The organism is Streptomyces longwoodensis, from assembly GCF_001514125.1.
Classification (GTDB): domain Bacteria; phylum Actinomycetota; class Actinomycetes; order Streptomycetales; family Streptomycetaceae; genus Streptomyces; species Streptomyces longwoodensis.
The window spans coordinates 111,829-128,791 of the sequence record NZ_KQ948552.1; the positions used below are offsets into that span (position 1 = coordinate 111,829).

Below are 16,963 nucleotides of genomic sequence, written 5' to 3' on the forward strand. Positions count from 1 at the left end.
ACCTGACGGGGGCACGGGTCAGCGACGCCCGTACCCGCTGCCTCCGCGGTCGTAGCCGTCGTGGCCGCCGTAGCCGCCCGGTCCGTCGTGCCGGCCGTCGGGGCCGCGGTCGCCCCACGAGCAGGCGTACCAGGTGGCGTACGAGCAGCTCGGTGTGGCGGACGCCGACGGGGCGGGCGTGCGGGCCGGCGGGGTGGTGCTCCGGGCGGGGGCCGGGGGCCGGGCCGCCTCCGGGGTCGGGGACGCGCTCGGGCCGGTGCCGCCGTCGGCGCCCCAGCCGACGGTCTGCAGCTGCGGGTCGGGCCGGGAGGTGTCGATCACCCAGCGCTGGACGGCGCTGTCGGCGCGGTTCTTGGCCACGAGGGTGCCGGAGCCGTCGGTGGCGGCGGGGGTCAGGGCGAGGTCCTGGTTCCAGCGCGGGACCAGGGTGCCCTGGAGGGTGAAGTCGTGGCGCAGGGCGCGGGCGTCGGCGCCGGTGCTCGCGCACGGGGTGAGCCGCACGGAGTAGCCCAGGCGGGAGTCGAGGCAGAGGGAGGGGTCGGCGCCGTTGCGCAGCAGCCCGTCGGGCTCGTAGGCCCACTGCTGTCCGGCGGCCGAGGAGCAGGGGGCGAGACCGGTCTCGGCGCCCCTCACCGCCTTCCCGCCGAGGATCCCGACGCACAGTCCGGAGGCGACGTTGTGCAGCCGGCCGCGCAGGGTGCCCGCCGCGGACTCACCCGCGCCCACCCAGGAGGGCCCGGCCGTGCCGGTGCCGGTCCCGGCGGAGGAGTCCGGGCCGGGGCCGCGACCGGCGCCGTCGTCGGTGCCGAGGAGGGACCACACCACCAGGGGCAGCGCGATCAGGCCGGTGACGGTGAGCGCGGCGACCGCGAGGTGCCGGCGGCGGGCGCGGCGGGCCGCCTTGCGCACCGAGCGGGGACGGGGCGGGGGCGCGGTGCTTCCGGCGCTTCGCGTGCGCCCGGTCACCGCGGTGGGTGCGGCGAGCCCGGTGGTGAACGCCTCCCCCGCGGGCGGTGCCGGGTCCTGCGCGGCGGCGTGCGGGGGCGCGGGGGTCCCGGAGGCCACGGGGTCGTCGGGCTGCGGCTCGGGGAGGGTGATGCGCGAGGTGAGGTAGGCGCGGGCACCCCAGCCGAGCACGCCCTCGGCGAGGGCGAGGCCGAGCCCGTCGGCGCAGTGGCGCAACTGGTCGGCGGTGTGCGCGCAGTGGCGGCAGTGCCGGAGGTGGGCGCTCAGGTCGGGGTCGACGTCGGCGCCGCCGCGCCGGCAGGTGACGTCGAGCAGCCGGTGGTAGCGGTGGCAGTCCTCGTCGACGGCGAGTTCGCGGTGGAGCTGGAGGCACTCCTCGCGCAGTCGCTCGCGGGACCGGCGCAGTTCGACCAGGGCGCCCTCGTCGTCGAGGCCGAGCAGGGCGGCGGGCACGGACGTCGGTTCCGCCTCCACCTCGGTGTGCCAGAGCAGGCAGCGGGCCGTCTGGGGCAGCCGCTGGTAGGCGCGGGAGAGCAGGCGGCGGTTGAGCGGCGGCAGGAGCCGCGCGGCCAGGCGCTCGCCGTCGCCGTCGGCGGCGCGCAGATCGGGGTGGAGGAGTTCGCGGCGGCCGTCGCCGTCCCATTCGGCGGCGATGCGCCGCACGGTGACCAGCAGGTGGGGGCGCCAGGCGGCGGTGGGGCCGTCCTGGCGCATCGACTCGCCGAAGACGCGGGTGAAGGCGGCCGTGGTGAGCATGCCGGCCGCGCGCTCGCCGTCCGTGCACAGCCGGGCGTAGGCGAAGGCCGCCTCCCAGTGCCGGTCGAGGAGTTCACCGACGGGGTGCACCGCGGGTGACGCACCGGTCCAGTTCTTGAGTTCGGCACTCAGCTGTTCGTCCGTCGCGGCGAAGCGGCGTGCCGAAGTCGTGGAAACCGACAGACCGGCGTCTTTCACGAGTGCATTCCTCCTGGGGGCACGTGTCAGAAAGTCCATACCAAGCGGTATGGCAACCCGCCGGTGAACCGCCGGGTTTTCTCGCACAGGGTTCGGCTTCTCGAACGTCCGCCAGGGGCAGCTCTGGTGAAGCGTGGGGGGTGGACGGGAGCGGCCTTCGCGCACAGGGGAGCGGACCTCGTTTGCCCGTGCGCCGACACGCACACCTTGGCACAGCCGCGGGATCAGGAACAAGCGATTCCACGGTTTTGCGTGAAGGGTGCGGTCGCCGCATTATTGACAGTTGTTCAATTCGCTCGGGTATTCGAGGACGCGCGCGTTATTGGTGTCCCTTTCGCGACGTGACCGGTGTCCGCATTCCACGCAATGGGGTGTTTCAGTGACCGGCGACGGGGTGCGGGGCGTAGGGCCGCTCCAGTTCTTCCCGTTCCTTTTCGGTCAGTTCCAGTTCCACGGCGGCCACCGCGTCCTCGAGGTGTCCGGGCTTCGAGGCGCCGACGATCGGGGCGGTCACGGTGTCCTGGTGCAGCAGCCAGGCGAGGGCCACTTGGGCGCGCGGGACGCCGCGCTCGGCGGCGATGCGGCCGACCGCCTCGACGACGGCGCGGTCGCCCTCCTGGTAGAGGCCGCTGCCGAAGGCGTCCGTCGTGCTGCGGCCGGTGACGGTGCCCCAGTCACGGGTGAGCCGTCCCCGGGCGAGCGGGCTCCACGGCAGCACCCCGACGCCCTGGTCGGCGCAGAGCGGCAGCATCTCGCGCTCCTCCTCGCGGTAGAGGAGGTTGTAGTGGTTCTGCATGGAGACGAACGTGGTCCAGCCGTGCCGTTCGGCGGTGTACTGGGCCTTGGAGAACTGCCAGGCGTACATCGAACTCGCCCCGATGTAGCGGACCTTGCCCGCCTTCACCAGGTCGTGCAGGGCCTCCATGGTCTCCTCGACCGGGGTGTGCGGGTCCCAGCGGTGGATTTGGTAGAGGTCCACGTAGTCGGTGCCCAGGCGGCGCAGGCTGTGGTCGATCTCGGTCATGATCGCCTTGCGGGAGAGCCCGGCGCCGTTGGGCCCCGGCCGCATCCTCCCGTGCACCTTCGTGGCGAGCACGACGTCGTCGCGGCGGGCGAAGTCGCGCAGCGCCCGCCCGACGATCTCCTCGCTGGTGCCGTCGGAGTAGACGTTGGCGGTGTCGAAGAAGGTGACGCCCGCCTCCAGCGCCTGCCGGATCAGCGGGCGCGAGGCGTCCTCGTCCAGGGTCCACTCGTGCGTGCCCCGGTCCGGCACGCCGTAGGTCATGCAGCCCAGGCAGATCCGCGACACGTCGAGACCCGTCGTGCCGAGCTTCACGTACTCCATCGTTCCTGCTCCCCGCGGTCGGTGGCGGTACCGGTCCGGAGCCTACGTCGTGTCCTGACGGTCAGGGGCGGTCCTCCAGCAGGTCGAGCGCCCGCTCCCAGCCGAACCGCGGGCGGCCGCCGTCCTCCCCCGCGTGCCCGCCGTACGGGTCGGCGAACCGCACGCCCATCCCCCGCAGCCGGGCCACGCTCTCCCGGTACGCGGGGTGCGCGGCCAGGGCGTCGGCCACGCAGGGCAGGACGGCCATCGGCACCCCGAGCCCGGCCACCTCGCACAGCGTGCCCAGGGCGAGGGTGTCGGCCATCCCGGCGGCCCACTTGTTGACGGTGTTGAAGGTCGCCGGGGCGACCACGAGCGCGTCGGGTGCGGGGAAGGGCCGCGGTTCACCGGGGCGCCGCCAGGCCGAGCGCAGGGGACGGCCCGTCTGCGCGCGCACCGCCTCGGTGTCGAAGAAGCCGTTCATGGCGAGCGGGGTCGCGATGACGCCGACCTCCCAGCCCCGCTCCTGCGCGGCGGTGATCAACGTGCCGACGTCGGTGGCGACCCCGGCGGCACAGACGACGACGTACAGGAACGGACTGCGGTCGGATGCGGTCATCCGTGCAGCCTAAGGGGACCGTGTGACCCCGGAGGCGGACACTCCTCAGGCGCCGGAGCGGGGGCGCACGCGGGTGCGGCGGCGCTCGTGGGCGTAGCGGCGGGCCAGTGCGTGGAAGGCCTCCTTGGGCTCCCAGTGCCAGTCGGACGCCGGGTCGCCCGGGCGGTCCTGGACGGTCCTGGTGAGCGCGTAGCTGCCCAGGTCGAGGTCGTGGCGCGGGTCGTCGGGGCGGTGCGGGCTGTCAGGGGTGACGAACTCGAAGGCCATCGCCGCGTAGAGGTCCATCGAGGAGAACACGTCGACCAGGTCGGCGACGTAGGCGGCCTGGGTGCGCTCGCTGCGCACGAGTCCGGCCCTGACCTCCCCCGTCTCCGGGTCGACGACGTCCCAGCCCATCCCGCCGGCCTCGGGTGCGCCGACGTAGGCGCAGGTGCCGAACTCGGTGATCGCCAGCGGCTTGCCCCAGCGCAGGTACCGGCGCAGCTCACGGCGGTGCGCGGCGTGGTCGCGGAAGGCGGAGTAGTAGTCGATGCCCACCACGTCGAACAGCCGCCAGTCGACCTCGTCGTCCTGGGCGGCGGCGTACCCGAGCCGGCCGTGGAACACCGAGCGGCCGACGGCCGCCGCCCGGGCGGTGAACGCGTCCAGCCGGCGCTGCACCGCGACCGGGTCCACGTGGCCCTCCAGCAGGTTGCGCACCCGCTCCAGGACCGTGGCGCCGGGCACGATCCCCGGCACGAACAGCCAGAACTCGCAGCCCACGCTGAGGTCCACGCTCGCGCCCTGGCGGCGCAGGCGTTCGGCGAACCGCCCGGTCTCGGCGAGGTGGTCCAGGATGTCGCGCTGCGGCAGGTCGGCCGGCGTCGGCTGGAGCCAGACGTGCAGCCCCCGTTCGGCGGCCTCGGCGGCGGTGGCCGTCAGGCGGGCCACGCCGTCGCCCGTGACGTCGACGGTGTCGGCGTGCAGGGCGTCGCGGATCACGCGGAGGTCCGCGCGCATCCGTTCCGCGCTGAAGCCGGTGGCCGGCGTCCCGCCCGCGCCGACGGTGTACACGACTCCCCGGTGGCGCAGCCCGCGCCGCGGCCCGCCCGCTGCGCCCTCGGTGACCCCGGCCTCCGCGGCCCGCGCGGCCCGGCCGGTGGGCAGCAGCGCCGCCGACACTCCGACGGCCGCCGCTCCGGCGAGGAACCGTGCCCTGCTCGTCCCGTTGCTCTTCTCCATGCCGTCACTGTCCCGGGGCGGCGCGCCCGGTGCCGTCGCCCGAAGGTCCACGGCACCGCGACCAAGGGATGACGTCCCGCGCCGAAAGCCGCCCGGGAGTGCGTGTCGGTACGGGATCATGACGGAACCCGGTGCGGATGATCCGTAGCCGTACCAGTGTTGACGCACGGTGCGAGTCAGTCCGCGAGGCGAGGAAAGGACACACCATGCCCCTCGAAGGCGAGTACGAGCCGAGCCCCGAGCAGTGGGTGCGCGACCAGGTGGAGCTGTACGAGAGCTCCGGCGGCACCAAGGGGACGACGCTGCGGGACACGGGGCTGCCGGTGATCGTGCTGACGACCCGGGGAGCCAGGAGCGGCAAGATCCGCAAGACGCCGCTGATGCGGGTGGAGCACGAGGGCCGGTACGCGGTCGTCGCCTCCCAGGGCGGCGCGCCGAAGCACCCGGTCTGGTACCACAACATCAAGGCCGACCCGCACGTCGAGCTGCAGGACGGGCCCGACCGGCGGGACTACCGGGCCCGTGAGGTGACGGGCGCGGAGAAGGCCGAGTGGTGGGAGCGGGCCGTCGCGGCCTACCCGCCGTACGCCGACTACCAGACGAAGACAGACCGGGAGATCCCGGTGTTCGTGCTGGAGCCGCTGTCGGCGTGATGCGCCGGGGTCCACGGCGGGGGTGGCCGGGGAAGACCCGCCCGCACCCCCGCTGAGGACGGCCGGGGACGTCTCGGACGGGCCCAGGAAGTCTTGGGCGAGCCGAGGAAGTCTCGGGCAGGCCGAGGAAGTCTCGGGCAGGCCGGGGAAGTTCGTGCCCGGGGCGCATGAAGGACCGCGTCCCGGGCACGCGGAGGTCAGGCCCCGCCGCGCTCCCCCGTCGCGGCGGGGCTTTCGTGCGTCTCCCGCCCGCCGCGGTCGGTGACGTCGAGGAAGATCTCCCCCGCGTCGGGGACCGCCTCGGCGACGGAGCGCTTGATGCGGTCGGCGACCTCCTCGACCTGTTCGCTGTCCAGGCCGGGCACGAGGTCGATGCGGGCCGCGACCAGGATCGAGTCCAGGCCCGTCTTCATGGTGAACAGCGCCTCGACGCTGTCGATCTCCGGCTGCGAAGCCAGCAGTTCCCGGATGCGGTCGCTGGCCTCGGGGTCGGCCGCCTCGCCGATCAGCTGGTCGCGGGCCTCGCGGCCCAGGCGGTAGGCGACGTAGACGAGCAGCGCGCCGATCGCGATCGAGGCGGACGCCTCCCAGACGACCTGCCCGGTCACCATGTGCAGCACCATGCCGACGGCCGCGAAGGTGACGCCGAGCACCGCGGTGCCGTCCTCCGCGACGACCGTGCGCAGCGCGGGGTCGCGCAGTCCCGCCTTGCCGCCCTGGCGGTGGACCTGCTGCAGGGCGCGGAAGAGCGAGGCGCCCTCGGCGAGGAAGGCGACGCCGAGGACGATCAGGCCGGCGATGTAGCCGCTCAGCTCCTCGTCGGCGCCGTTCCTGAGCGCCTCGACGCCCTGGAAGACGGAGAAGCAGCCGCCCATGACGAAGATGCCGACGGCGGCGAGCAGCGACCAGAAGAAGCGCTCCTTGCCGTAGCCGAAGGGGTGGCGGCGGTCGGCCGGGCGCCTGCTGCGCCGCAGGGCGGCCAGCAGGAAGACCTCGTTCAGGCTGTCCGCCACGGAGTGCGCGGCCTCCGACAGCAGGGCCGGCGAGCCGGCGAGGAGACCGCCCACGGCCTTGGCGGCCGCGATGATCAGGTTGGCGGCGAGCGCCACCAGTACGGTGACGCGTGTCCGGCGGTCCGCTGCCTCCTCGGTGTGTTCTTCCTTCGGACTGTCCGTCTGTGTCTGCGTCTGCGTCGCTGTCCCGGTCACCCTGGGCGATTGCCCCGGCCGGTTCCGCTCACACCGTGCCGTCGGGCGAAAACGGGGAACGCGTAGCGCGAACGGGGAACGCGGAGCACAGGAGACGCACGAGGCATCGGGAGGCGGCATGAGCGGTGGGGGCGACGGCAACCAGGCGTACGGCCACCGGGCGTTCAAGCGGTCCCGCAGCCACTTCACGGACCGGATCACCGCGGACGGCCGGGACGGCTGGCCGGTGGAGGCCGGGCGCTACCGACTGGTGGTGAGCCGGGCCTGCCCCTGGGCCAGCCGGGCGGTGATCTCCCGGCGGCTGCTCGGACTGGAGGACGCGCTCTCCCTCGCCGTCGCCGACCCCGTCCAGGACGACCGCAGCTGGCGGTTCACCCTGGACCCGGGCGGCCGCGACCCGGTGCTCGGCATCCGCTACCTGGCCGAGGCCTACGAACGGCGCGAGCCGGGCCACCCCGGCGGGGTGAGCGTGCCGGCGGTCGTCGACGTGCCGAGCGGCCGGCTGGTCACCAACGACTACCAGCAGCTCACCCTGGACCTCGCCACCGAGTGGACGGCGCTGCACCGGCCGGGTGCGCCGGACCTGTATCCGGAGAAGCTGCGCGACGAGATCGACGCGGTGATGGCCGACGTGTACGAGGACCTGAACAACGGGGTGTACCGGGCCGGGTTCGCACACGAGCAGGCGGGGTACGAGGCGGCGTGCACGGGCGTCTTCCGGCGCTTGGAGCTGCTGTCGGAGCGACTGGCCGGGCAGCGGTACCTGGTGGGTGACACGATCACCGAGGCGGACATCCGGCTGTTCACCACACTGGTCCGTTTCGACGCGGTCTATCACGGTCACTTCAAGTGCAACCGCTGGAAGCTGACGGAGGACCCGGTGCTGTGGGCGTACGCGCGTGACCTGTTCCAGACGCCCGGCTTCGGCGACACCGTCGACTTCGACCAGGTCAAGCGGCACTACTACCAGGTCCACACCGGCATCAACCCGACCCGGATCGTGCCCCTCGGCCCGGACCTGTCCGGCTGGCTCACCCCGCACCGCCGGGAGGAGCTCGACGGGCGGCCGTTCGGCGACGGGACCCCGCCCGGGCCGGTGCCCGCGGGCGAGGAGGTCCCGGCGCGGGGACGGCCCTGACCGATCGACACACGTACACACACAGGAGGCGCACGTGGCCAAGAAGAAGCGGAAACTCCCCCTCGTCTACCAGCCCGTCGGATTCGTGTTCAGCTGGGCGAGCGGTGCCCTGGCGGGATACGCCTTCCAGCAGGTGTGGAAGGCCGTCCGGCACGAGGACGACGCTCCGGACGCGCTGGACCGCGAACGCGGCTGGGGTGAGATCCTGCTGGCCGCGGCGATCCAGGGCGCGATCTTCGCGGCGGTCCGCAGCGCGGCCGACCGCACCGGCGCGAAGGCGATCGAGCGGTCCACCGGGACGTGGCCGGCGAAGGACAAGAAGGGCCGCGACTGAGCGGCGGGCCGTCACGGGCCGGCGGCGCCGGCCGGTACGACGTCGAGAGGGGCTGGGCCGTGCGGCCCAGCCCCTCTCGTCTGCTGCCCTCGCCGTGCCCCGCTCGAGTGCGTCGTGCGGTCAGCCCTGCTTGGGTGCCGGTGCCGGTACCTTGCGCAGGGTGAAGGAGTGGCCCGCCGGGTCGGAGCAGGCGCGCTCCTCGTACGGGCCGGGGGCGGACTTGGCCTCCAGGGGGCGGCCGCCCAGGGACACCACCCTGCGCTCCGCCTCGTCGAGGTCCGTGACCACGAAGTCCAGGTGCGCCTGGAGCGAGTTCTCCGGGCGCGGCCAGCTCGGCGGGGTCGCGTTGACGTCCCGGCGCAGGGCGAGCCGGGTGCCGCCCGCGCCGGTGATCTCCACCCGGTTGGCGTTGACGTAGGTCTCCTCGCCGTCCAGCAGCGCCTTGTAGAACTCCGCGAGCTGCTCGGGCTCCGCGCAGTCGAGCACGACGACGCCCGCTTCCACCAGTGCCATGACTCCTCCGTGTCTCCGGTCGGACCCTTCTGATACCCCGGATTCAGGCCCCCACCGGCCGCCGCCGGGCCCCGCCGTGCGCCTCGGCGGCCGTCCGGCGGTCAGGCTCCGTGGCGCAGTCCCGCGACCAGGAGGGCCGCCAGGCGGCGCGCGTCGTAACGGGCGTCGCTGTCGGCGCCGATGCAGAGGTTGCCGACGCCGCGCATGAGCGCGTAGGGCTCGATGTCGGCACGGATCTCGCCCGCGTCGGCCGCGGCGTCGAGCAGTTGTCCGCACACCGGCACCAGGCGGTCGAGGAAGTAGGCGTGCAGCGTGTCGAAGCCCGCGTCCGGCTGGAGGACGGCGGCCAGTCCGTGCTTGGTGACCAGGAAGTCGACGAACAGGTCGATCCACCGCTCCAGGGCGGTGTGCGGGCCGGGGCCCTCGGCCAGCAGGCGCGGGCCGGCCTCGGCGCACGCGTCCACCTGGTGCCGGTAGACGGCCACGATGAGGTCCGCGCGGGTGGGGAAGTGCCGGTAGATCGTGCCCACGCCGACCCCGGCCCGCGCCGCGATCTCGCGCACGGGCGCGTCGACGCCCTGTACGACGAAGACCGCGGCGGCCGCGTCCAGCAGGTTCGCCTTGTTGCGCCGCGCGTCCTTGCGCCGGCTGACCGGCTCCGCTCCCTGGTCGCCGTCGTGCACCGCGCCGCTCCTCTCCTGTTTCCGGGTCATGGCATGCACCGGACCTGCGTCGTTGGCAAAACGGAACGATGTTCCGTATCGTCGTAACGGAACGCGGTTCCGCTTGCTCATGATGCCAGAGCGCGCGCCCCGCGACCACGCCCCGCGCTGCCGCCGCTCCCCGCGGCGGCCGCCTTCCCTCGCAGTGGAGGAACCAGGTCATGCAGTACCGCACCTTGGGCCGCACCGGTGTGCAGGTCAGCTCGCTGGCGCTCGGCGCCATGAACTTCGGCCGGATCGGCCGCACCACCCAGGAGGAGGCCACCGCGCTCGTCGACGCGGCCCTGGAGGCGGGGATCAACCTCATCGACACCGCCGACATGTACGGCGCGGGCGAGTCGGAGGAGATGGTCGGCAAGGCCCTCGCCGGCCGCCGCGACGACGTCGTCCTCGCCACCAAGGCCGGCATGCCGATGGGCGACGACCCCAACCACCGCGGCAGCTCGCGCCGTTGGCTGGTCCGGGCGCTGGACGACAGCCTGCGCCGCCTCGGCGTCGACCACGTGGACCTCTACCAGATCCACCGCTGGGACCCGGCCACCGGCGACGAGGAGACGCTGTCGGCCCTCACCGACCTGCAACGGGCCGGGAAGATCCGGGCGTTCGGCTCCTCCACCTTCCCCGCCCACCGCATCGTCCAGGCCCAGTGGGCCGCCCGCGAGCACCACCTGGGCCGGTACGTCACCGAACAGCCCAGCTACTCCGTCCTCCAGCGCGGGGTCGAGGCCCACGTCCTGCCGGTGGCCGAGGAGTACGGGCTCGGGGTGCTGGTGTGGAGCCCGCTGGCCTCGGGGTGGCTGTCGGGCGCGATCCGCCGGGGCCGGGACATCGCCACCCACCGCGCGGGCTTCCTGCCGGACCGCTTCGACCTGTCGGTGCCCGCCAACCGGGCCCGGCTGGACGCCGTCGAGCGGCTGGCGGGGATCGCCGAGGAGGCGGGGCTGACCCTGATCCAGCTCGCGCTCGGCTTCGTGACCGCGCACCCGGCGGTGACCAGCGCGCTCGTCGGCCCCCGCACCCTCGGCCACCTGCGCGACCACCTGGCCGCCGCGGACACCGTGTTGTCCTCCGACGTCCTGGACGCGATCGACGCCGTCGTGGCGCCGGGCACCGACCTCGCCCCGGGCGAGAAGCACGACGCCCCGCCCTCCCTGCTCGACCCGTCCCTGCGCCGCCGCCGGTGACCCCTGGACTTCCTGGACAGGTGTCCCGTTATAGTGGACACCTGTCCAGGAAGTCGGGCCCGCGGGGGCCAGGAGGAAAGGGGCCCCCATGGGGACCGTCGCGAACGTGCTGGTGGCACTGGTCGCCGCCGAGCACGTGTACATCCTGGTGCTGGAGATGTTCCTCTGGCAGCGCCGCCCGGGCCGGTCCCTGCACGGCTTCGACCGCGAGACGGCCCGCACCACCGCACCCCTGGCCGCCAACCAGGGGCTGTACAACGGGTTCCTCGCGGCCGGACTGGTCTGGGGCCTGCTCGCCGCCGACCCGACCGGCCCCGACGCGCAGGTGTTCTTCCTGTGCTGCGTCGTCGTCGCGGGCGTCTACGGCGCCGCCACCGCCAACCGGCGCATCCTGGTCGCCCAGGCCCTGCCCGGTGCGCTCGCCCTGACCGCCGTCCTCCTCGCGCGATGACCCGCCCGGCCCCCGGGGACCCCCGCTCCGCCCGCACCCGGGAGCGGCTGCGCTCCGCCCTGCTCGCGGAGTGCGCCGAGCGCCCCCTGGAGGAGGTGGGCGTGGCCGCGCTGGTGCGCCGCGCGGGCGTCGGCCGCGCCACGTTCTACGTGCACTACGCCGACCTGGAGGCGCTGGCCGTCGACGCCTGCGCCGACGTCGTACGGGAGGCCGTCGAGGCGCTGCACGCCTGGCGCGGGCGGCCCGATCCGGTGCGGGCTCCGCAGGCGCTGGCCGGGTTCTTCGCCTCCCTCGCCCCGCACGCCGGCCTGTACCGCTCGCTCCTCACGCCCGGCGGGGGCGGTCCGCTCGGGCGGGTGCTGCACCGGGACCTGCGGGAGTACAGCCTGCGCGAGCGGACCCGGGCGGGCGCGGCGGACGCCCCGCTGGTGGCCTCGGCGGTCGCCGCCACCTTCGCCGGGGTGCTGGCCGACTGGCTGCACGGCCTGCTGGAGGCCTCCCCCGCCGGGATCGCCGACCAGGTCTGGCAGTTGCTGGTGGCGCTGCACGCGAGCCGGTGAGGCCCGCCGACCGCGTTCCGTGCCTCACATGCACCCCACCCCGCCCCGCAGCGCGGGCCACGCCTCCACGCCGTGCGGAGTGCGGACGTAGACCTTCGTCCGGTCCGCGGTGAGCCACAACTCCCGTTCCCCGTAACGGCGTCCGGTGTCCCTCGCGGCCGGCGGCAGACGCACGCCGGCGCGGTACGGGGCCGTCAGCACGTCCGGGTCGAGAACGCCGTCGGGGTCGCGGGCGTACGTGCGCGCGTCCTCGTCGCGGCCGAGGGTCAGGAAGTGCGCCCGCTGCCAGCCGCAGTGCTCGGGGCCGGCGGCGCTGCTGATCTCGGCGACCGGCAGCCGACGGCCCGCGCGGTCCGTCCAGATCTCGTACCCCCGGGTGGCGCTCGCCGGGAGTTCCGACGGGTCGCAGGCGGCGGTCGTCTCGGGGCCCCAGCCGGGCCGGTGCTCCTGGTCCTCGGCGACGACGACGGCCACCTTGGTGCGGCCCGCGACGTCGAAGGAGTAGAGCACGCGGTGGGCCTCACGGCGCTCCACCCGGTAGCCGTGGCGCGGGAGTTCGGGTTCGTCCCGGTCGAAGTACAGCCGCAGCCCGTCCTCGGGGGTGCCGCCGCCGTCGCGCCGGCTCCAGCCGTCCGGTCCGGTGCCCGCGTAGGGGCGGCCGTCGCACTCCAGCGCGCGGCCCGCGGCGCCGGACGCCAGGAGCAGGTCGCGGACGGTGTGCCCGTCCACCTCCTGGGTGGGCACGAGCAGCGGACCGGCGTACGGGGTCGCGGGCGGGGTGCCGTCGACGACCACGTCCGGATCGTGTCGACCGGCACCGCACCCGGCAGTTCCCGCCGCGAGCACCGCCGCCACGACCGCCACCGACACCGACACCGACACCGCGCCTGTGCGCATACCGACCCGCCCCCGTTCCCTCGACCGTCGTCGTGTTCCTCCGACGCGGGCCGGCACGGAAACGTTCGGTCGCCGCAGCACCGGGTCAGCGGGCCTGCTGGAAGGTGCGCCGGTAGGTCTGCGGGGACACGCCGATGGCCGCGTGCAGGTGCTGGCGCAGGGAGGCCCCGGTGGCGAACCCGACCTGGCCGGCGATCTGGTCGACGGACAGGTCGCTGGCCTCCAGCAGGTGCCGGGCCCGGACGACGCGCTGCTGGATCAGCCAGCGGCCGGGGCTGAGGCCCACCTCGTCCTGGAAGCGCCGGGCGAAGGTGCGCCGGCTCATCCGGGCGTGGGCGGCCAGGTCGGCCAGGGCGAGGGGCTCGGCCAGGCGCTCCAGGGCCCAGGCCCGGGTGGCGGCCGTGCTCGCGGCACCCTGCTGCGGGACGGGCTGCTCGATGTACTGGGCCTGGCCGCCGTCCCGGAACGGCGGGACGACACAGCGGCGGGCCACCTTGTTGGCGAGTTCGCTGCCGTGGTCCTGGCGCACGAGGTGCAGGCAGATGTCCACCCCGGAGGCCGCGCCCGCCGAGGTCAGCATCCGGCCGTCCTCCACGAACAGCACGTCCGGGTCGAGGTCGACGCGCGGGAACATCCGGCGGAAGGCGTCCGAGACCTGCCAGTGGGTGGTGGCCCGGCGGCCGTCCAGCAGTCCGGCCGCGGCCAGCACGAAGGCGCCGGTGCAGATGGACACCACGCGCGCGCCCGGGCGGATGCGGGCGAGGGCGGCGGCCACGGCGTCCGGCAGGTCGGCGCTCACCCGGCTGGGCGAGACGGCCGCGACCACGACGGTGTCGGCGCCCTCCAGCGCCTCGGGCCCGTGCTCCACGGTGATGCCGAAGTCGGCGCTGGTGCGCACCGGTCCGCCGTCGACGCTGCACGTCAGCACCTCGTACCGGCCGTCGGCGGCGCCCAGGATGCGGCTGGGCATGCCCAGTTCGAAGGGGTAGACGCCGTCGAGAGCGAGGACGACGACGCGCTCGGGGCGCGGGGCGCCGCGTTCGGTGTCGGCGCACCGGGGGGTTGCCACTGTCATGGCACGATCCTATCGAAGGGTGACCATCATGCCATTGTCCGGGCGGGCGGGCCCCGGCAGGCTGGGTCACCATGAGCACTGTGAACACGATGCGCGCCATCCGCCAGGACGTCCTGGGCGGTCCCGAGGTCCTGCGAACCGTGGAGGTGGAGCGGCCCGCTCCGCGTCCCAACGAAGTACTGGTGCGGGTGCGCGCCGCCGGCGTCAACCCGACCGACTGGAAGCACCGCGCCACCGGCGGCTTCCTGGGCGAGCCGCCCTTCGTCCTGGGCTGGGACCTGTCCGGGACCGTCGAGGCGGTCGGCGTCGGCGTCGCCACCTTCACGCCCGGCGACGAGGTCTTCGGCATGCTGCCGTACCCGTGGGGCCACGGCTCGCACGCCGAGTACGTCATCGCCCCGGTGCGCGCCCTGTGGCACAAGCCGGCCGCGCTGACCCACGTCGAGGCGGGCGCGCTGCCGCTGGTGTCCCTCACCGCCTGGCAGGCGCTGGTGGAGACGGCCGGCCTGGAGGCGGGACAGCGGGTGCTGGTCCACGCGGCGGCCGGCGGGGTGGGCCACGTGGCCGTCCAGATCGCCAAGGCGCGCGGCGCGTACGTCATCGGCACGGCGAGCGCGGCCAAGCACGACTTCCTGCGCGGGCTGGGCGCCGACGAGGTGATCGACTACCGCGAGACCGACGTCACCGAGGCGGTCAAGGACGTCGACGTGGTGCTGGACACCCTCGGCGGCGACACCTCGACGGACTCGCTGCGGGTGCTGCGGCCGGGCGGGACCGTGGTGTCGATCCTGCCCGTGGGCTCGCCGGAGTTCTTCACGGAGGCCGAGCGGCTGGGCGTGCGGGCGGTGCGGATGCTGGTGGACGCCGACCGCGCCGGGATGCGCGCGATCGCCGGGCTGGTCGAGGCGGGCGACCTGCGGCCGACGATCGCGGGGACGTTCCCGCTGGCCGACGCCGCCGAGGCGCACCGCCAGGGCGACACCGGCCGCACGACGGGCAAGCTGGTGCTGGTCGTCGACTGAGCCGTCGAACGGGCCGGCACGGTCGGGCGGTGCGGAGCGCTTCCGCACCGCCCGTCGCCGGCTCCGGAAACCGGTCCCCGCCCCCGTTCCGCATGACTTCGCTCACGTCACGAGATAACTCCGGCGAGTTTCCAAGACATATGTCAACCGAACATGCTGGAATTCACTCGATCGAGGGTAACTTGCTGGGGCGGGGCCTGAGTTGGAGTCGGCGGGAGGCGATGTCGTGGTGCAGCGGGAGCCCGCCGCGGAGTCCTTCTACCTGCGCGTCCGCCGGGAACGCGGGTACACGGTGCTGGAGTTCGTCGGCGAGATCGACATCTCCGCGGCCGCCGAGATCGCCCCGCTGCTCGACGCCGCGACCGAGGAGCCCGGCGCCCGAGTGGTGATCGACCTGGGCGGCATCGAGTTCTTCGACTGCTCCGGGCTGCGCCTGCTGTACCGGGCGCGCGGACGGGTCCTGGACCGCGGCGGTGACCTGCGCCTGGTGTGCACCCACCGGTTGACCCTGCGCGTGCTGCGGGTCACCGGGCTGTCCCGGCTGCTGCCCCCCTCCCCCAGTGTGGAGACGGCCCTGAGCCGGCCGCGGGCCACCTCCGGCTCCCGCTGACCGGACCCCGGGTGTCACGGAACCTCGACAACCCCGAACGGGCGGTCTGCCACCGGAATTGACGGGCATCCGTCCGGTAGGAAGGAGGACCGTCGACATGACGACTTCCGTCAGGACGCCATCCCAGAAGAAGCAGGACCCGCCCCGGCGCGTGCCCGGCTGGGCCAAGGCGCTCATCGCCGTCGTGGTGGTGCTGGTGGTGATGTTCGCGGGCATCCGGCTGAGCCTGCTGCCGGGACTGCGCGACCTCTTCGGCACCGAGACGCAGGACCGGACGGGTCCGGCCCTGCTGGAGTCCATCCAGGACATGAGCCGCTACGAGGCCGCGTCGGGCAACTTCCAGGTCGTCGTGGACCTGGAGAAGGACGCCAAGTTCCTCCCGGACGCCGTCCGCGGCACCCGGACCCTGTACGTCGGCGCGGGCACCGTGGACGCCTACGTCGACCTCGGCAAGGTGGGCGAGAAGGACGTGACGGTCAATGACGACCGCACCACGGCCACCATCCGGTTGCCCCACGCCCGGCTGGGCACCCCGGCCCTCGACCCCGACCGCTCCTACGCGGTCTCCAAGCAGCGCGGTCTCCTCGACCGGCTCGGCGACCTGTTCTCGGGCAACCCCAACAGCGAACAGGCCGTCCAGAAGCTCGCCGTGCGGCACATCGGCGACGCCGCGAAGGAGAGCGGGCTGACCGCGCGGGCCGAGACCAACACCACCGGCATGCTCAAGGGCCTGCTGCGCTCCCTCGGCTTCAAGGAGGTGCGCGTGTCGTACGGGACCCGGTGACGAGGCGCCCGACCACCTCCCGGCCGACCCCGGGAGACCCTGCGACGACTGGCCGAACGACACCGCATCCCGGCTGCTTCTCGGGGTAACCGCTCGGGGACGCAGGTAAGTTGAGAACTGGAGGACCGCATGGCCCGGCTGGCACTGAGCCCGCGTACCGCTTTCCGCCTGCGCACGAGCAAGTCCGAGGAACCGGACGCGGTGGACGGGTCCGCCGACGCCCGGGCGGCCCGGTCGGCCCGCTCCGCGCCGGCGGAGCGGGCCGACCGGCCGCGACCGCTGCGGGCCCTGGTCCGGTGGACGGCGATGCTCTGCGCCTTCGTGTTCATGGTGGCGTTCGCCGTGGTGCTCGCCCGGCTCACACTGGAGCCGTCGCCCGCGTCGAAGGCGCTGGTGCACACCAACCTCACGCCCGGCCACTCGCTGCGGGCCTACCTCGACCAGCCCGAGCTGCGCGACGCGGTCAAGCAGATCGGCGGCAACATCCTGCTCGGGGTGCCGTTCGGCATCCTGCTGCCGGTCGTGGCACCGGGCACGCGCGGCTTCCTGCGCATCCTGCTGCTGACCGCGGTCGTGATGCTGATGGTCGAGTTCGCGCAGGGCGCGCTGGTGACCGGGCGCGCCTTCGACGTCGACGACGTCATCCTCAACACCACGGGTGCGCTCATCGGTTACCTGCTGCTCGGGCGGCGCCTGAGCCGCGCGGTGCACAAGCGCGCCTGAACCCG

The 16,963-nt window shown here is 74.0% G+C and carries 19 protein-coding genes; 10 read left to right on the forward strand and 9 right to left on the reverse strand.

What is annotated here, in order from left to right; genetic code table 11:
- Window positions 1–18: 18 nt before the first annotated feature.
- From AQJ30_RS12945 to AQJ30_RS12960, 4 genes are all read right to left on the reverse strand, one after another.
- Window positions 19–1,920 (reverse strand): RICIN domain-containing protein, encoded by a 1,902-nt coding sequence (locus AQJ30_RS12945; protein ID WP_067232944.1) that lies wholly within the window; start codon window positions 1,918–1,920, stop codon window positions 19–21.
- A 376-nt stretch (window positions 1,921–2,296) separates the two neighbouring features.
- On the reverse strand, window positions 2,297–3,265 hold the full coding sequence (locus AQJ30_RS12950) for an aldo/keto reductase (protein ID WP_067232946.1): 969 nt from the start codon (window positions 3,263–3,265) through the stop codon (window positions 2,297–2,299).
- Window positions 3,266–3,326: 61 nt separating this feature from the next.
- The gene (locus tag AQJ30_RS12955; protein WP_067232949.1) at window positions 3,327–3,863 is read right to left on the reverse strand and encodes a flavoprotein; all 537 of its coding nucleotides are present in this window, start codon (window positions 3,861–3,863) and stop codon (window positions 3,327–3,329) included.
- Window positions 3,864–3,908: 45 nt separating this feature from the next.
- On the reverse strand, window positions 3,909–5,084 hold the full coding sequence (locus tag AQJ30_RS12960; protein ID WP_067232951.1) for a glycoside hydrolase family 113 protein: 1,176 nt from the start codon (window positions 5,082–5,084) through the stop codon (window positions 3,909–3,911).
- A 206-nt stretch (window positions 5,085–5,290) separates the two neighbouring features.
- On the opposite strand from AQJ30_RS12960, the gene AQJ30_RS12965 reads away from it, so the two are divergent.
- Entirely contained in the window at window positions 5,291–5,737 is a 447-nt protein-coding gene (locus AQJ30_RS12965; protein ID WP_067232954.1) for a nitroreductase family deazaflavin-dependent oxidoreductase, read from the forward strand.
- A 197-nt stretch (window positions 5,738–5,934) separates the two neighbouring features.
- On the opposite strand, the gene AQJ30_RS12970 is transcribed toward AQJ30_RS12965, so the two are convergent.
- Window positions 5,935–7,065 (reverse strand): cation diffusion facilitator family transporter, encoded by a 1,131-nt coding sequence (locus AQJ30_RS12970; RefSeq protein ID WP_079083997.1) that lies wholly within the window; start codon window positions 7,063–7,065, stop codon window positions 5,935–5,937.
- Here AQJ30_RS12970 and AQJ30_RS12975 point away from each other — a divergent pair.
- The gene (locus AQJ30_RS12975; RefSeq protein ID WP_067232959.1) at window positions 7,064–8,083 is read left to right on the forward strand and encodes a glutathione S-transferase family protein; all 1,020 of its coding nucleotides are present in this window, start codon (window positions 7,064–7,066) and stop codon (window positions 8,081–8,083) included. The two genes, AQJ30_RS12970 and AQJ30_RS12975, sit on opposite strands and share 2 nt — an antisense overlap.
- Before the next feature lie 34 nt (window positions 8,084–8,117).
- Window positions 8,118–8,417 carry a DUF4235 domain-containing protein gene (locus tag AQJ30_RS12980; protein WP_067232962.1) on the forward strand — a complete coding sequence of 100 codons (300 nt, stop codon included), beginning with the start codon at window positions 8,118–8,120 and terminating at the stop codon, window positions 8,415–8,417.
- Window positions 8,418–8,537: 120 nt separating this feature from the next.
- Here the strand turns inward: AQJ30_RS12980 and AQJ30_RS12985 are convergent, their stop codons facing one another.
- A complete protein-coding gene (locus tag AQJ30_RS12985; RefSeq protein ID WP_067232965.1) occupies window positions 8,538–8,930 on the reverse strand; it encodes a VOC family protein in 393 nt (130 codons plus the stop codon).
- A gap of 101 nt (window positions 8,931–9,031) precedes the next feature.
- Window positions 9,032–9,643, reverse strand: coding sequence for a TetR/AcrR family transcriptional regulator (locus tag AQJ30_RS12990; protein ID WP_079083998.1), 612 nt, complete (start codon window positions 9,641–9,643; stop codon window positions 9,032–9,034).
- 170 nt (window positions 9,644–9,813) lie between these two features.
- On the opposite strand from AQJ30_RS12990, the gene AQJ30_RS12995 reads away from it, so the two are divergent.
- The 3 genes from AQJ30_RS12995 (at window position 9,814) to AQJ30_RS13005 (ending at window position 11,847) form a co-directional block, all read left to right on the forward strand.
- Complete coding sequence (locus AQJ30_RS12995; RefSeq protein WP_067232969.1) at window positions 9,814–10,836, forward strand: aldo/keto reductase; 1,023 nt, start codon at window positions 9,814–9,816, stop codon at window positions 10,834–10,836.
- Between the two features lie 88 nt (window positions 10,837–10,924).
- On the forward strand, window positions 10,925–11,287 hold the full coding sequence (locus AQJ30_RS13000) for a DUF1304 domain-containing protein (protein WP_067232971.1): 363 nt from the start codon (window positions 10,925–10,927) through the stop codon (window positions 11,285–11,287).
- Entirely contained in the window at window positions 11,284–11,847 is a 564-nt protein-coding gene (locus tag AQJ30_RS13005; protein ID WP_067232974.1) for a TetR/AcrR family transcriptional regulator, read from the forward strand. Before AQJ30_RS13000 ends, AQJ30_RS13005 begins: the two co-directional genes overlap by 4 nt.
- 24 nt (window positions 11,848–11,871) lie before the next feature.
- On the opposite strand, the gene AQJ30_RS13010 is transcribed toward AQJ30_RS13005, so the two are convergent.
- Both AQJ30_RS13010 and AQJ30_RS39780 read right to left on the reverse strand, forming a co-directional pair.
- Window positions 11,872–12,744 carry a hypothetical protein gene (locus tag AQJ30_RS13010; RefSeq protein WP_067232975.1) on the reverse strand — a complete coding sequence of 291 codons (873 nt, stop codon included), beginning with the start codon at window positions 12,742–12,744 and terminating at the stop codon, window positions 11,872–11,874.
- 85 nt (window positions 12,745–12,829) lie between these two features.
- A complete protein-coding gene (locus tag AQJ30_RS39780; protein WP_067232978.1) occupies window positions 12,830–13,819 on the reverse strand; it encodes a GlxA family transcriptional regulator in 990 nt (329 codons plus the stop codon).
- Window positions 13,820–13,890: 71 nt separating this feature from the next.
- On the opposite strand from AQJ30_RS39780, the gene AQJ30_RS13020 reads away from it, so the two are divergent.
- The 4 genes from AQJ30_RS13020 to AQJ30_RS13035 all read left to right on the forward strand — a co-directional run bounded on the left by AQJ30_RS13020 (window position 13,891) and on the right by AQJ30_RS13035 (window position 16,958).
- Complete coding sequence (locus AQJ30_RS13020) at window positions 13,891–14,841, forward strand: NADP-dependent oxidoreductase (protein WP_067232981.1); 951 nt, start codon at window positions 13,891–13,893, stop codon at window positions 14,839–14,841.
- Between the two features lie 229 nt (window positions 14,842–15,070).
- Window positions 15,071–15,451, forward strand: a complete 381-nt coding sequence (locus AQJ30_RS13025) for an anti-sigma factor antagonist (RefSeq protein WP_079084046.1) — start codon at window positions 15,071–15,073, stop codon at window positions 15,449–15,451.
- A gap of 97 nt (window positions 15,452–15,548) precedes the next feature.
- On the forward strand, window positions 15,549–16,235 hold the full coding sequence (locus tag AQJ30_RS13030) for a DUF4230 domain-containing protein (RefSeq protein WP_067232987.1): 687 nt from the start codon (window positions 15,549–15,551) through the stop codon (window positions 16,233–16,235).
- 129 nt (window positions 16,236–16,364) lie between these two features.
- Complete coding sequence (locus tag AQJ30_RS13035) at window positions 16,365–16,958, forward strand: VanZ family protein (RefSeq protein WP_079083999.1); 594 nt, start codon at window positions 16,365–16,367, stop codon at window positions 16,956–16,958.
- Window positions 16,959–16,963 lie beyond the last annotated feature (5 nt).

Excerpts from the sequence above, each read along its gene's own strand:
- AQJ30_RS12975 (WP_067232959.1), top strand. The coding sequence starts at position 7,064 with ATGAGCGGTGGGGGCGACGGCAACCAGGCGTACGGCCACCGGGCGTTC.
- AQJ30_RS12965 (WP_067232954.1), top strand. The coding sequence starts at position 5,291 with ATGCCCCTCGAAGGCGAGTACGAGCCGAGCCCCGAGCAGTGGGTGCGC.
- AQJ30_RS12960 (WP_067232951.1), bottom strand. The coding sequence starts at position 5,084 with ATGGAGAAGAGCAACGGGACGAGCAGGGCACGGTTCCTCGCCGGAGCG.
- AQJ30_RS13000 (WP_067232971.1), top strand. The coding sequence starts at position 10,925 with ATGGGGACCGTCGCGAACGTGCTGGTGGCACTGGTCGCCGCCGAGCAC.
- AQJ30_RS13005 (WP_067232974.1), top strand. The coding sequence starts at position 11,284 with ATGACCCGCCCGGCCCCCGGGGACCCCCGCTCCGCCCGCACCCGGGAG.
- AQJ30_RS39780 (WP_067232978.1), bottom strand. The coding sequence starts at position 13,819 with ATGACAGTGGCAACCCCCCGGTGCGCCGACACCGAACGCGGCGCCCCG.
- AQJ30_RS13010 (WP_067232975.1), bottom strand. The coding sequence starts at position 12,744 with ATGCGCACAGGCGCGGTGTCGGTGTCGGTGTCGGTGGCGGTCGTGGCG.
- AQJ30_RS13035 (WP_079083999.1), top strand. The coding sequence starts at position 16,365 with ATGGCCCGGCTGGCACTGAGCCCGCGTACCGCTTTCCGCCTGCGCACG.
- AQJ30_RS12985 (WP_067232965.1), bottom strand. The coding sequence starts at position 8,930 with ATGGCACTGGTGGAAGCGGGCGTCGTCGTGCTCGACTGCGCGGAGCCC.
- AQJ30_RS13030 (WP_067232987.1), top strand. The coding sequence starts at position 15,549 with ATGACGACTTCCGTCAGGACGCCATCCCAGAAGAAGCAGGACCCGCCC.
- AQJ30_RS13020 (WP_067232981.1), top strand. The coding sequence starts at position 13,891 with ATGAGCACTGTGAACACGATGCGCGCCATCCGCCAGGACGTCCTGGGC.
- AQJ30_RS12970 (WP_079083997.1), bottom strand. The coding sequence starts at position 7,065 with ATGCCGCCTCCCGATGCCTCGTGCGTCTCCTGTGCTCCGCGTTCCCCG.
- AQJ30_RS12995 (WP_067232969.1), top strand. The coding sequence starts at position 9,814 with ATGCAGTACCGCACCTTGGGCCGCACCGGTGTGCAGGTCAGCTCGCTG.
- AQJ30_RS12950 (WP_067232946.1), bottom strand. The coding sequence starts at position 3,265 with ATGGAGTACGTGAAGCTCGGCACGACGGGTCTCGACGTGTCGCGGATC.
- AQJ30_RS12955 (WP_067232949.1), bottom strand. The coding sequence starts at position 3,863 with ATGACCGCATCCGACCGCAGTCCGTTCCTGTACGTCGTCGTCTGTGCC.
- AQJ30_RS12990 (WP_079083998.1), bottom strand. The coding sequence starts at position 9,643 with ATGACCCGGAAACAGGAGAGGAGCGGCGCGGTGCACGACGGCGACCAG.